Origin of the sequence: Natronomonas sp., from assembly GCF_046483325.1 — an archaeon.
Lineage (GTDB): Archaea > Halobacteriota > Halobacteria > Halobacteriales > Haloarculaceae > Natronomonas.
On record NZ_JAWODL010000002.1, the window covers coordinates 1 to 11,561 of the forward strand.

16 protein-coding genes are annotated in these 11,561 nt (G+C 63.9%); 9 read left to right on the plus strand and 7 right to left on the minus strand.

What is annotated here, in order from left to right:
* On the minus strand, positions 1-371 hold a 371-nt coding region (locus R6U53_RS00240), incomplete at its 3' end, for an SDR family NAD(P)-dependent oxidoreductase (protein ID WP_410320372.1).
* Positions 372-470: 99 nt separating this feature from the next.
* Here R6U53_RS00240 and R6U53_RS00245 point away from each other — a divergent pair.
* Positions 471-812 (plus strand): hypothetical protein, encoded by a 342-nt coding sequence (locus R6U53_RS00245; RefSeq protein ID WP_410320373.1) that lies wholly within the window; start codon positions 471-473, stop codon positions 810-812.
* Positions 813-896: 84 nt separating this feature from the next.
* Here R6U53_RS00245 and R6U53_RS00250 read toward each other — a convergent pair whose 3' ends face one another.
* Positions 897-1,535, minus strand: coding sequence for a MaoC family dehydratase (locus tag R6U53_RS00250; RefSeq protein WP_410320374.1), 639 nt, complete (start codon positions 1,533-1,535; stop codon positions 897-899).
* Positions 1,536-1,671: 136 nt separating this feature from the next.
* On the opposite strand from R6U53_RS00250, the gene R6U53_RS00255 reads away from it, so the two are divergent.
* The 3 genes from R6U53_RS00255 to phaC all read left to right on the plus strand — a co-directional run bounded on the left by R6U53_RS00255 (position 1,672) and on the right by phaC (position 4,060).
* Positions 1,672-1,998, plus strand: a complete 327-nt coding sequence (locus R6U53_RS00255) for an AbrB/MazE/SpoVT family DNA-binding domain-containing protein (protein WP_410320375.1) — start codon at positions 1,672-1,674, stop codon at positions 1,996-1,998.
* A gap of 113 nt (positions 1,999-2,111) precedes the next feature.
* Positions 2,112-2,657 (plus strand): poly(R)-hydroxyalkanoic acid synthase subunit PhaE, encoded by a 546-nt coding sequence (locus tag R6U53_RS00260; protein ID WP_410320376.1) that lies wholly within the window; start codon positions 2,112-2,114, stop codon positions 2,655-2,657.
* Positions 2,654-4,060 (plus strand): class III poly(R)-hydroxyalkanoic acid synthase subunit PhaC, encoded by a 1,407-nt coding sequence (gene phaC, locus R6U53_RS00265; protein WP_410320377.1) that lies wholly within the window; start codon positions 2,654-2,656, stop codon positions 4,058-4,060. The genes R6U53_RS00260 and phaC overlap by 4 nt, the downstream gene beginning before the upstream one ends.
* Here phaC and R6U53_RS00270 read toward each other — a convergent pair.
* The 3 genes from R6U53_RS00270 to samp2 form a co-directional block, all read right to left on the minus strand.
* Positions 4,017-4,949, minus strand: a complete 933-nt coding sequence (locus R6U53_RS00270; RefSeq protein ID WP_410320378.1) for a S26 family signal peptidase — start codon at positions 4,947-4,949, stop codon at positions 4,017-4,019. The two genes, phaC and R6U53_RS00270, sit on opposite strands and share 44 nt — an antisense overlap.
* Before the next feature lie 121 nt (positions 4,950-5,070).
* The gene (locus tag R6U53_RS00275; protein ID WP_410320379.1) at positions 5,071-5,436 is read right to left on the minus strand and encodes a GNAT family N-acetyltransferase; all 366 of its coding nucleotides are present in this window, start codon (positions 5,434-5,436) and stop codon (positions 5,071-5,073) included.
* A gap of 14 nt (positions 5,437-5,450) precedes the next feature.
* On the minus strand, positions 5,451-5,651 hold the full coding sequence (gene samp2, locus R6U53_RS00280) for a ubiquitin-like small modifier protein SAMP2 (RefSeq protein WP_410320380.1): 201 nt from the start codon (positions 5,649-5,651) through the stop codon (positions 5,451-5,453).
* Positions 5,652-5,749: 98 nt separating this feature from the next.
* Here samp2 and R6U53_RS00285 point away from each other — a divergent pair, with 98 nt between their 5' ends.
* The 3 genes from R6U53_RS00285 to R6U53_RS00295 are packed head-to-tail and all read left to right on the plus strand — an operon-like array spanning position 5,750 to position 8,756.
* On the plus strand, positions 5,750-6,724 hold the full coding sequence (locus R6U53_RS00285) for a replication factor C small subunit (RefSeq protein ID WP_410320381.1): 975 nt from the start codon (positions 5,750-5,752) through the stop codon (positions 6,722-6,724).
* A 56-nt stretch (positions 6,725-6,780) separates the two neighbouring features.
* Positions 6,781-6,963: a hypothetical protein gene (locus R6U53_RS00290; RefSeq protein WP_410320382.1), complete on the plus strand. Its 183-nt coding sequence runs from the start codon at positions 6,781-6,783 to the stop codon at positions 6,961-6,963.
* 44 nt (positions 6,964-7,007) lie between these two features.
* Positions 7,008-8,756, plus strand: coding sequence for a helicase C-terminal domain-containing protein (locus R6U53_RS00295; RefSeq protein WP_410320383.1), 1,749 nt, complete (start codon positions 7,008-7,010; stop codon positions 8,754-8,756).
* 17 nt (positions 8,757-8,773) lie between these two features.
* On the opposite strand, the gene R6U53_RS00300 is transcribed toward R6U53_RS00295, so the two are convergent.
* The gene (locus tag R6U53_RS00300) at positions 8,774-9,496 is read right to left on the minus strand and encodes an MBL fold metallo-hydrolase (RefSeq protein ID WP_410320386.1); all 723 of its coding nucleotides are present in this window, start codon (positions 9,494-9,496) and stop codon (positions 8,774-8,776) included.
* 21 nt (positions 9,497-9,517) lie between these two features.
* Positions 9,518-9,646: a hypothetical protein gene (locus R6U53_RS00305; RefSeq protein WP_410320384.1), complete on the minus strand. Its 129-nt coding sequence runs from the start codon at positions 9,644-9,646 to the stop codon at positions 9,518-9,520.
* Between the two features lie 104 nt (positions 9,647-9,750).
* On the opposite strand from R6U53_RS00305, the gene R6U53_RS00310 reads away from it, so the two are divergent.
* Entirely contained in the window at positions 9,751-10,941 is a 1,191-nt protein-coding gene (locus R6U53_RS00310; protein ID WP_410320385.1) for an MFS transporter, read from the plus strand.
* Between the two features lie 80 nt (positions 10,942-11,021).
* Positions 11,022-11,561 (plus strand): aminotransferase class V-fold PLP-dependent enzyme (locus R6U53_RS00315; protein ID WP_410320387.1); only part of this gene is annotated, 540 nt, incomplete at its 3' end.

An 11,561-nucleotide genomic window follows, 5' to 3' on the forward strand; every position in this document is an offset into this window, starting at 1 on the left:
CAGTGCGTACAGTTGAACGTCCCGCCGAGATTGACGTCGATGACGCGGTCCCAGTCCTCACGCGTCATGTTCTCGAACTTCTTGTCCACCGTGATCCCCGCGTTGTTCACCAACACGTCTACCGCTCCGAACCGATCGTGCACCGCCTCGCACATCGACTCGACCTGCTCGTACTCGGAGATGTCAGCCTGTGCGAGCATCGCTCGTCCGTCGCCGTCTTCGATCCGCCCTTTGGCCGCTTGAGCCTCGTCGTCCGACGAGCGGTAGTTGATCGCCACGTCCGCCCCGTGTGCGCCCAACTCCTCCGCGATCGCCCGCCCGATCCCCCGCGATGCGCCCGTTACCAGACACGTCCGTTCTTCAAGAGCCATATGATATCATACCCCATAGATATGGGGGAATAATATAGATTCCGGTGTCGACTCCGATCGTGGAGAGGGTTTATCCCGATTGCAGGCATCGGTTTGTGTATGTACGATCCCGACTCGACGACGTTCACACAGCGGATCATTCTCTGCTGTCTAGTGGACCTCACCGGACGTGATCGGACGCCGGCCGACGCTGCCGAGATCCGATCGACCGCGAGGGAACTACTCGAAAACGCCGACGGACAGCCGATAGGAGGTCTCTCCGAGGCGGATACGGTGCGAGCGCTCAGCGGATTGACTGAGAAAGGATTGCTCGACGAACGTCGGCCGGAAGACCGATCACCCGTCGGAAAGGGCCGTCCGAAGTACGCACTCGAGGCCGACATCGAGCGACTTCGTGAGGGACTGAGAGACGACGACGACATAGGCTCGATTCTACGCTAGCGGCGTCGAAGCGAGCATCGATACAGGGTCGTGGGCGGTGACGGGGGGCGTGGGGGCAGTGGGGGACGTGGGAATGGGGCGAGTTCAGGCGTCGCCGATCGGTGCCTCGTCGATGAGGACGACGGCTTCGCCGTCGATGACGGGGTCGTCGTCTTTCATCACGGTCGTCCGGATCCGGAACTGATCACCGCCGAGGTCCTCGACGATCTCGACGGTCGCGGCGACGCGATCGCCGATGCGGACCGGAGCGCGGAACTCGAGATCCTGTGAGAGGTACACGACGCTACCCGGGAAACGAGCGAGTGCAGCGCTTATAAGCCCGGAAACGAGAATACCGTGGGCGATGCGACCGTTGAATCGAGTCTCCTCGGCCCACTCGTCGTCGAGGTGGATCGGATTCGTATCGCCAGAGGCGGCCGCGAACCGCTCGATATCCCGCTGGGAGATCGTTTTCGCGAACCGAATCGAGTCCCCGACGGAGAGCTCGCCGTCGATTTGCCGTCGCGTTTCCCACTCGTCGAGGTCCTTTCCGGGTTCGATCCGATGTTCCTCTCCTCGAGGAAGCGATTCGTCCGTCCCATTGCCGTTCTTTAGCTGCTGAGAGCCGAGCATGGAGATAGCGGCCTGGTTTGCCGCCCGGTTGGCTTCGAGGAACGTATTGAATACGTGGGAGGATGCCGCCGCCCAAGTTCCGAACGGCACCGGATAGGAATCATTGGTCATCTCTGAGCAGTGTACGGGCTTCCGATATTAAAAGGTGATGTCTTTTCCGGGGGTATTAGGTAATAAATGGTTTTCAAACCCAATTGAGCCCATCTATCGGAAGTTTTATTTTAGTTCGTGCGCTCGAGTACGCTAAATGGCCGACAAAGACGACACAGATGGGACGATGTGGCCGCCGAATCTATTGAGGGCGATGCAGGAGACGTCCGAACAAGCGACACGGCAACAACAGGAAGCGCTGCGGAACCTGTTCATGGGTGGTAAATCAGCTGGAACACCCGATCTCGGGGACATCTCCGAGCAGCTCGGGACGATGACGCAGATGGCGACGTTCAAAACGAGGATCCAAAGCGGCGGCCGGATTTCGATCCCGGACGCGGAGCGCGAGGCGCTGGACATCGGCGAGGGCGACATCGTACAGACGGTCATCGTCCCCGTCAAACGGAACAGAGACGACGAGTGAGTGGCCAAGTGGGTGCCCGAATCGCCCACCGAACCGGTTGCCGGGCGCAGGAAATATCAGATGTCCGACTATAATGACCGGGTTTTTGTGGATCACCGGAGGATATACACACAATGAGTGAGCATAACAAGGACATACAGGCAGAGTGGGATGAGTTAGTCGGGAACATGAACGAGGCGGTCGCCGCGTCGATGGAACAGAACATGGAGGCGAGCGCGGCGTTCATGGAGTCGTGGGCCGAGGCCGTCGAGGACTCGATGCCGACGGACGACGAGTGGGCGAGTAGCATCGAGGGGTACAACGACGCCTACGAGGTGTGGATGGACGCCGCTGAAGAGATGTTCGCTCGCACGGCGGACGCCGCCGAGGGTGAGGAGGTCGCTATGACGGAGTTCCGCGATATCTGGCTGCAGAGCGCCAACGAGGCGTTCAAAGAGGTGATGGGAACGTCGGCGTTCGCCGCGGCGAACGGCCAACTCGTCAGCGCGATGATGGAGATGCGCGAGCAGGCGGACGAGATCGGCGAGGACACCCTCGCACAGCTCGGCATGCCGACGCAGTCCGATATCGAAGAGGTCGGCGAACGCCTCATCGAGTTGGAGCGCAGACAGCACCGCGTCGAAACCAAACTCGACCGAATCATAGAGAGCCTCGAATGAGCACCAACAACCCGTTTTCGCTCGCGTTGAACTTCCAGCGCGAACTGCTCGAAACGACGATCGGGGCGGTTAAGCGGGGCGCAGTTGCCGGAGAACAGACCGAGCGGCTGGAGTCAGTGGATGTCGGAGAGACGCCGAGCGAGGTCGTCTACGAGGAGAACAAAGTCGAACTCCTCCACTACGAAGCCCGAACGGACGAACAGCACGGTACGCCGATTCTCGCCGTCTACGCGCTGATCAACAAACCGTTCATTCTCGATCTTCAGCCCAACCGAAGCGTCGTCAGACGCCTCCTCGACGCCGGTCACGACGTGTATCTCATCGACTGGAACGAGCCCTCGCGACTCGATCGACACCTCACGATCGACGATTACGTCAACCGATACATCGACAACTGCGTCGACGTCGTCCGCGAGCGATCGGGAGCCGACCGGATCAACGTCCTCGGATACTGCATGGGCGGGACGATGTCGGCGATCTACACCGCCCTTCACCAGGAGAAGGTTCGGGCGCTGGGGCTCATGGCCGCCGGACTCTGTTTCGACGGCGAGGGCGGCGTCCTCGAACTGTGGGGCGACGACGAGTACTACGATCCACAAGACGTCGTCGACGCCTACGGTAACGTTCCCGCGGAGATGTTAGACATCGGATTCGCGCTCATGGACCCCGTCGCGAACTACGTCTCGAAGTACGTCCGCCTGTACGACAACCTGGAGAACGACGACTTCGTCGAGAACTTCGCCCGCATGGAGCGGTGGCTCTCGGAGGGGATCGACCTGGCCGGCGAGACGTACGTCCAGTTCCTCGAGGACATCTACCAGGATAACAAACTCTACGCCAACGAGATGTACGTCGGCGGCGAGCACGTCGACGTCGAGTCGATCAAGATCCCGGTGTTGCAGATCGTCGGCGAGTACGACCACCTCATCCCGTCGGAGACGAGCAAACCGTTCAACGACGTCGTCGCCTCCGACGAGACGGAGATCATCGAGTACCCGACCGGCCACATCGGGCTGTCCGTCTCGGGGTCGAGCCATCGGGAGGTCTGGCCGCAGGTCGCCGAGTGGTACTTCGAACACTCGCCCGCCGATCCCGGTGCGGGCGACGAGCATGAAGGCCACGACGACACGGCGGCCGAAGACGACGCCCGCGAGGCGGTCGAGATCGAGATCGAAGACTCCGACGACGATGCCGAGAGCACCGCCGAATCGGGGACGGACACCGAACGGACCGACGTCGAGACGATCGACGGGATCGGCCCGACCTACGCGGAGCGACTCCGCGAGGCCGGACTCGGTACGGTCAAGCCGTTGCGTGATGCCGACGCCGCGACGATCGCCGAGGCCGCCGGAGTCGGGGTCAAACGGGCCGAGGGGTGGCTCGAACGGGCGCGGGAGCTGTAGCGTTCCCGCTGACTGGAGTCGGATCGCGCGTCGCCGGCGGATCGACGGAATCGGCGAACACCGGATCGACCGGCGTCACCATTACGCCGGAGAGCCACAGTCTGACGTGACCGAGGTAAGGAACGCGAAGTTCGGCCGTTCCGATGATCCAGTCGGGGCGAACCGGTGCGGATAGGCGGGACGCTTGATCGTAGTTTCGATTCGTGAGCTCGTTGTCGCCCTTCGTGATGAATCCGGCGTGGGGTGCGGGGCAGTGGTTCAATTCCTCGCAGTCGTCCGCGTCGCCGACTCGCCCGGAATCGGCCCGACCGTGCCAGTTTTCGCCCTCCGAGACCCAGAACATCGCCCGATGGATGATCGGGGTGTCGCCGGTGTTCCCGTTGGGCCGAAAGACGATCACGTCGCCCGGTCTGTTGAACTCCGTGTGCCCGCCGTTTCGATCGGCCACGTCGGCGGGGACGACGCCGGTCGAGACGCCGTCGGCGGTGATCGCCTCATCGGGAACGAATCGATCGGTATCGACGAGGAAGACTAGGTCCCCGCGCTCCATGTTCGGCTCCATGCTCCCCGATTCGATGGCGACCATCGGCGGCCAGACACCGCTGGCGGCGAACAGCAAGAGACCGATCGCGGCGACGATAAAGAGGCTCGTCAGGACGTCGCGCAGATAAACCAACGATCCCACATCGCCCCGCCAGAACCACCGAAGCCAGCCGAGAACGCCGGTCGGTGAGTCGGCGTCAGCACCGCCGTTCCCGCGGTGGGTCCGATCCACGGCTTGATCGGACGCACCGCTTGTCTCGGCGTCGGTAGGATATTCGAACGGATCGGTATCGAAGGACGCGTCGGACGAGTCGTCCGCTCGACGCTCGTCCGCCCTATCGGTCATTACCGTCCCGTAGCGGGGGGTCGAATTTCAACGTTCTGGGTTCGTCGTCGGTCGAGTCACAGACGAGGACGCCGCGGAAGCCGAGGGTGGTTTATAAATGGTCGAACCGCCGGGGAGGATATCAAAACCGCCCCCGACATCGGCCGTCCGAACAGCGAACGTCGAAGTCGAGGGAAAAATAAAACGGTCGCACCGCCGGGTCGAAAACGGCGAGCAAGTACGGCCGCCGTTTCGCCGCCGTCTCGACGAGCGCCCTGCCGATCCCCTGTCCCCGACGACCGGGACGGACCGCGATAGCGTCGATCTCCGAACCGCGGAGGACGAGCGCGCCGAGGATCCGCTCGTCCGCCACGGCGACGAGGACCGACGAACGCCGTAACGCCCCCGGAGCCACGTCCAACAAGGCCGCGTTGACGATCGAGCGGACGGTCACGTACTCGTCTTTGGTCGCCGATCTGATGTCCACCGGTGGCTGGCAATCGCTCACTCTCTCGACACCTCTCAGCCACCCTTTATAAGCCGGATGACACGAACCGACGCCGAATCGACGGGGCGATCCTCCGGGACCGGGCTATCGTCGACGATGACCGACGCCTCGTGCGTCGAGAGACCGACCGCGTCGAGTACGTCCCCGTAGGTGGCGTCGGCGGGGAGGTCGATTTCGTGGGTTCCCTCTCCGAGGATCTCACAGGTCACGTCCATGCGCTCGCTACAGCGGCGAGCGGTTTCAGCGTGCCGTTTGTCCCCCGCGACGGCGGCCGTCTCGGGGGCTTTATGCCCGACGGGGGCCACGTCCGGATATGAGCGAGGCCGCTGCCGAGGACCGCGGGCGGGAGATTTGGATCGAAAAGTACCGCCCCCAGACGCTCGACGACGTCGTCGGCCACGAGGCGATCACGGAACGGTTGAAACAGTACATTAGCCAGCAAGATTTGCCACATCTTCTGTTCGCCGGGCCGGCCGGAACCGGCAAGACCACCTCGGCCATCGCCGTCGCCAAGGAGATCTACGGCGACGACTGGCGCGAGAACTTCCTCGAGTTAAACGCCTCCGATCAGCGTGGGATCGACGTGGTTCGCGACCGGATCAAGAGCTTCGCGCGCGCCTCCTTCGGCGGCTACGATCACCGGATTATCTTCCTCGACGAGGCCGACGCCCTCACGTCTGATGCACAGTCAGCGCTGCGGCGGACGATGGAGCAGTTCTCCGACAACACCCGCTTCATCCTCTCGTGTAACTACTCCTCGCAGATCATCGACCCGATCCAATCGCGGTGTGCGGTGTTTCGGTTCTCACCGCTCGGTGACGAGGCTATCGAGACCCAGATCCGGATCATCGCCGACGCGGAGGGCATCGAGATCACCGACGACGGAATCGACGCGCTCGTCTACGCCGCCGACGGGGACATGCGAAAGGCGATAAACGGGCTTCAGGCGGCCGCCGTGATGGGCGACGTGGTCGACGAGGAGGCCGTCTACACGATCACCTCGACGGCCCGACCCGAGGAGATCCAAGAGATGGTCACGACCGCGCTTGCAGGCGATTTTACCGCCGCCCGCGCACAGCTCGATACCCTGTTGACCGACGTCGGGATCGCCGGCGGGGACGTCATCGATCAGATGCACCGCTCTGTCTGGGAGTTCGGGATCGACGACCGGGAGGCGGTCAGGGTGATGGAGCGGATCGGCGAGGCGGACTACCGGATCACCGCCGGCGCGAACGAGCAGGTGCAACTCGAGGCGCTGTTGGCGTCGCTGGCACTGGACACCGAATAACGTCGCGGACTATCGACCGGAGATACGTTTATTGTCGTCGGCGATGCCATTCATATATGGTCGACGCAGTGACAATTGCCGGCACAGTCGCGATACTCGTGACGTCGTTGATGGTGATCGCAATGCTATATCTGGTGGTTATTGGGATCCAGTCCGATCGCCGCGAGCGGGACGTCGAAGCGGCGAAGACCGAGGCGTCGGATGTCGAGACCACGGAGGTCGAGGGCGAAAAGACGTGATCCGGATCCGATCACTTTAGAACCGCGACGCCCGTCGATCAGCCGTGGACACATCGCGTATCGTCGCGGAGTTTCCGGCACCGTCGTTTCGCGGCGCACAGGAGCAGGCGCTGTGTGACATCCGTGCCGCCTTCGAGGCGGGCAACGACGTCGTTCTCGTCCGAGCGCCGACCGGGAGCGGCAAGTCTTTGTTGGCGCGCGCCATCGCCGGCTGTGCGCGACGCGACGGCGAGGACGCGCCGAGCCTGCCAACCGGCGCGTACTACACGACGCCGCAGGTCTCCCAACTCGACGACGTAGCCGGCGACGATTTGCTCGAGGATCTGAACGTCATTCGCGGCAAGTCGAACTACTCGTGTATCCTGCCGGGGGACACCTCGACGCCGGTCAATCGCGCTCCCTGTGCGCGCGAGCGCGGTTTCAACTGTCCCGTCACGCACCGCTGTCCGTATTTCGCCGACCGTGCGACGGCCTCCAACGGGCCGATCGCGGCGATGACGCTCGCGTACTTCATGCAGACCGCCGGCAGCGAGGTGTTCGGCGAGCGCGACGTGGTCGTCATTGACGAAGCGCACGGGCTGGCGGAGTGGGCCGAGATGTACGCGACGATCGAGTTGTCGCCGACGACCGTGCCGGTCTGGAGTTCGCATCAACCCCCAGATATCAACGAGGTTTCGGACGTCGAACCGTACGCCGAGACGCTGATCGACGCCTGCAGCCGACGGCAGGAAGAACTCCGCGGACGTGTCGAATTGAACGAGAGCGAGACCGAAGAGCGCGACCGTCTGGCGGAGTTGATCCGCGACCTCGGCTGGTTTCTCGAAGATCTCGGAGATCCCGAGAGCCCGACGGTCTGGGTGGCCGACCAATCGGAGCGCGGAACCCGTGAGGACCCGCGCGGCGGCACGGTACAGATCAAACCGCTCGATCCGGCACGGTATCTCCACCACACCGTCTGGAACCGCGGGACCAAGTTCGCGCTGCTGTCTGCGACGATGCTCGATAAGAACGCGTTCTGTCGCGGGGCTGGACTCGATCCCGGAACGGTCGCGATGGTCGACGTCGACCACACGTTTCCGGTGGAGAATCGCCTGCTGTACGACGTGACGCAGGGGAAGATGACCTACGAACACCGCGGTGAGACGCTGCCGAAGGTGGCGCGAACGATCGTTCGACTGATGGCGAAACACGACGACGAGAAGGGCCTGATCCACGCGCATTCGTATGCCATCGCCGAACGACTCTTCGAACTGCTCGACGAGTTCGGCGTGGCCGATCGGATCCGGAGACACGATAGCGAGAACCGCGACGCCGCGCTATCGGGGTGGAAGCGTGAGGGCGATCCGGACGTGTTCATCTCCGTGAAGATGGAGGAGGCGCTCGATCTCCGCGACGACCTCTGTCGGTGGCAGGTGCTCTGTAAGGCACCCTATCCGAACACGAGCGACTCGCGGGTCGCCCGCCGGCTGGAGGACGGCCAGTGGGGCTGGTACTATCGGGCGGCGCTGCGGACGGTGATCCAGGCATGCGGTCGGGTCGTCCGGGCACCCGACGACTACGGCGCGACGTACCTCGCCGATCGTTCGTTGCTCGATCTGTTCGAGCGGGCCCGAACCGATATGCCGCCGTGGTTCGAAGAACAGGTCGACCGTATCGTCGATCCCGAACTCCCGCCGTTCGATCCGACCCGGGCGCTCGGCGACGCCGACCGTACGAACCGCGGCCGACGCCGTTCCAACGCCGCGCGGAACATCGACGACCACCCGCTGTCCGACGTGTGGGGCGACGGGTAGCGGTCGCGTGCCAACGCTCAGACCACGATCGTCAGCCCGTCGTGGGCGAACTCGATCCCGTCGTAGGTGGATGTCAGCCGCTGGTAGTCGTCGTGACCTCGCCCGTAGAGGTGTTCGATCTCCGTCGGGACGGTCCGGGTCGGGTCGAGCCGATCGATCCGTTCGAGGACCTCAGCGTGGGTGAGTTCGTCCGCGAGCACCGCCTCGTCCCGTCCGGCGAGGATCGAGGTTCCGTCGGGCGTTTCCTCGAAGTACCCGCACTCGAAGACCGCGAGGTCTATCCCGTCCGGGAGTGCGGACTCCTCGAGGAATCTCGCGTCGTCGGTCGCCAACACGACGGTCCGATCGCCCTCGCGGAGCACGAACGCGGTCGCGTCTGGGTCGGCGTCGGCCGACAGCGAGTACGGGATCGCCTCGATTCGGATGCCGTCGGTGACGAGGGGTTTCTCGTCGAGGAAGTGCGTCTCCGCGAACCCGACGTCGACGAAGTGTCGGAGCCCCGAATACAGTTCACAGGTCCGTTCGAAGACGCGCTCCGTCGTCACGATCGTCGGCTGATCGGCCAACGTGGCGTCGGTCATCCCGTGCTCCGCCTCGGCGAAGACGCGCGCGAACGTGCGGGACTGGACGACCCGCAGGCCGGCGGTGTGGTCCGGGTGCCAGTGAGTCAAAAGGAGGTGGCGAACCGAGTCGATCGCCTCGCATTCGAGGTTGCTGTAAACGAACTCCGGAGCGTCGATGACTGCCGAGAGCTCCTCAACCTAGAGGTTGTTCCCGTGGCGGGCATACGGGATCCCGGACGCGCGCGCTTGCTCACAGAGCCGACAACCGCAGGTCGGGGTCGGAATCGGGGAGTTTCCGCCGCTACCGAGAACGGTGATCGTCACCATACCCCGCTCTACGCCGGCATCCATCTCAACGTTCCGTTCGGGTGCGCCGTCCGCGGTCGACGGCGTCCCTATGCGCACAAGTAGGCGGCGGCTCTATGAGGGGTGTGACCCGCGCCGAACGCGTTCGCCTGTCGGCCGTCGTCTTCGTCGTCCTCTTCACGCAGCTTCTGGTATACCCCGGCGTCGATCGGCTGGTCGCGGCGCTCGGCGGCGCACCGACGATCGACGCCGGGACGGCCTTTTTGAGCGTCCAGTTGCTCGCGTTCGTGCTGTTCTCGGCGGTCTGGGGTGCGATCTCGGATCGCGCCGGGCGGCGAATCCCCTTCGTCGTCGGCGGCGCGCTCGGCGGGACGGTCGCGTATCTCGCCCTCGCGGCGATCGTCCTGCTCGGCGTTGGCGATTTTCGGACGGCGCTCGCGCTCCGATTCGTCGAGGGAACGTTCACGATCGGCGCGTTCTCGCTCGCGATCACGATGTTGATGGACCTCGATGGCGGCCACGGCAAGAACATGGGCGTGGCGGGTATCGCGATCGGCGGGGGGGCCGCGCTCGGTGCGCCGGTCGGGGGGCAGTTGTATTCGTTCGGCCCGCTCGCGCCGATCCTCGCGTCGGCTGCCTTGCTTTTGCTCGCCGCCGGGATCGTCTCGACGGTCCCCGACCGAGCGCGTCGCGATGACCGAAAACTCCGAGAGTCGATCGGGAGCCTCCGGCGGACGCCCACGCTCATCGTCCCGTTCGCGTTCGGCTTCGCCGACCGCTTCGCCGCGGGGTTTTTCGGACTTATCGGAACGTTCTATTTCCGGGACGCGTTCGGCCTCGATCCGGCCGGAATCGGGCTGTTGCTCGCGTGTTTTTTCGTCCCCTTCGCGCTGTTGCAGTACCCGCTCGGTGCGCTCTCCGATCGGATCGGTCGGGTCGTTCCGATCGTCGCCGGGTCGGCCGGGTTCGGCGCCGCGATCGTCGGCGTCGGAGTGGCGCCGACCGTCCCCACCGCCGCGACCGGCATGGTGGCGGTCGGGGTACTCGGCGCGCTCGTCGCGCCCGCGACGATGGCGCTGGTCACTGATCTGGTCGGACCGATGGAACGCGGCGCGGCGATGGGTGGGTTCAACATCTTCGGCAGCCTGGGCTTTCTCGGCGGAATCGTCGGTGGCGGGTGGCTGGCGTCCCGGTACGACTATTTTGTCGCGTTCGTCGTCGCCGGAGGGATCGAGATCGTCATCGCAATCCTCACACTGCCCGTACTGCTCCGGGTGGTTCCCGATCCGACGGCGACGTTCCGAACGGGGAAGTGACGGTCGGATCGAGGCGAACGGCGCGGGATCAAAACTACCATGCGTCGTCCCCGCGACACCGTACATAACAGGTGACTCTCGTGACGGAAAAACGCGAATACAGAGACGAGTACCCCGACAAGACGCTGTACATCCCCGGACCGACGGAGGTTCGTGACGACGTCATCGATGCGATGGGCGAACCGATGTTCGGCCACCGCATGGATCGGATGACGGACCTGTACACGACCATCGTCGAGGACACGGAGGAGTTCCTCGGCACGCAAAACGACGTCATCGTTCTCACGGCCTCGGGGACTGAGTTTTGGGAGGCGTCGACGCTCAACCTCGTCGACGAGAACATCCTCGTGGCGACCTGCGGGAGCTTCAGCGAACGCCACGCGAACGTGGCCGAGCGACTCGGCAAGAGCGTCGACAGACTCGAGTACGAATGGGGGCGGGCGGTCAAGCCCGAGGATATCCGCGACGCGCTAGAGACGAGCGACAACCACTACGACGTCGTCGCGTGCGTGATGAACGAGAGTTCGACTGGCGTCCGGAATCCGGTCGAAGAGATCGGTGACGTCATTGCCGAGTACCCGGACACCTACTTCGTCGTCGACGCGGTGTCGGCGCTGGGC

Coding starts and splice junctions, on each gene's coding strand:
- R6U53_RS00255 (WP_410320375.1), top strand. CDS start 1,672: ATGGCCGACAAAGACGACACAGATGGGACGATGTGGCCGCCGAATCTA.
- R6U53_RS00305 (WP_410320384.1), bottom strand. CDS start 9,646: ATGGTGACGATCACCGTTCTCGGTAGCGGCGGAAACTCCCCGATTCCG.
- R6U53_RS00285 (WP_410320381.1), top strand. CDS start 5,750: ATGAGCGAGGCCGCTGCCGAGGACCGCGGGCGGGAGATTTGGATCGAA.
- samp2 (WP_410320380.1), bottom strand. CDS start 5,651: ATGGACGTGACCTGTGAGATCCTCGGAGAGGGAACCCACGAAATCGAC.
- R6U53_RS00260 (WP_410320376.1), top strand. CDS start 2,112: ATGAGTGAGCATAACAAGGACATACAGGCAGAGTGGGATGAGTTAGTC.
- R6U53_RS00270 (WP_410320378.1), bottom strand. CDS start 4,949: ATGACCGATAGGGCGGACGAGCGTCGAGCGGACGACTCGTCCGACGCG.
- R6U53_RS00250 (WP_410320374.1), bottom strand. CDS start 1,535: ATGACCAATGATTCCTATCCGGTGCCGTTCGGAACTTGGGCGGCGGCA.
- R6U53_RS00290 (WP_410320382.1), top strand. CDS start 6,781: ATGGTCGACGCAGTGACAATTGCCGGCACAGTCGCGATACTCGTGACG.
- R6U53_RS00245 (WP_410320373.1), top strand. CDS start 471: ATGTACGATCCCGACTCGACGACGTTCACACAGCGGATCATTCTCTGC.
- phaC (WP_410320377.1), top strand. CDS start 2,654: ATGAGCACCAACAACCCGTTTTCGCTCGCGTTGAACTTCCAGCGCGAA.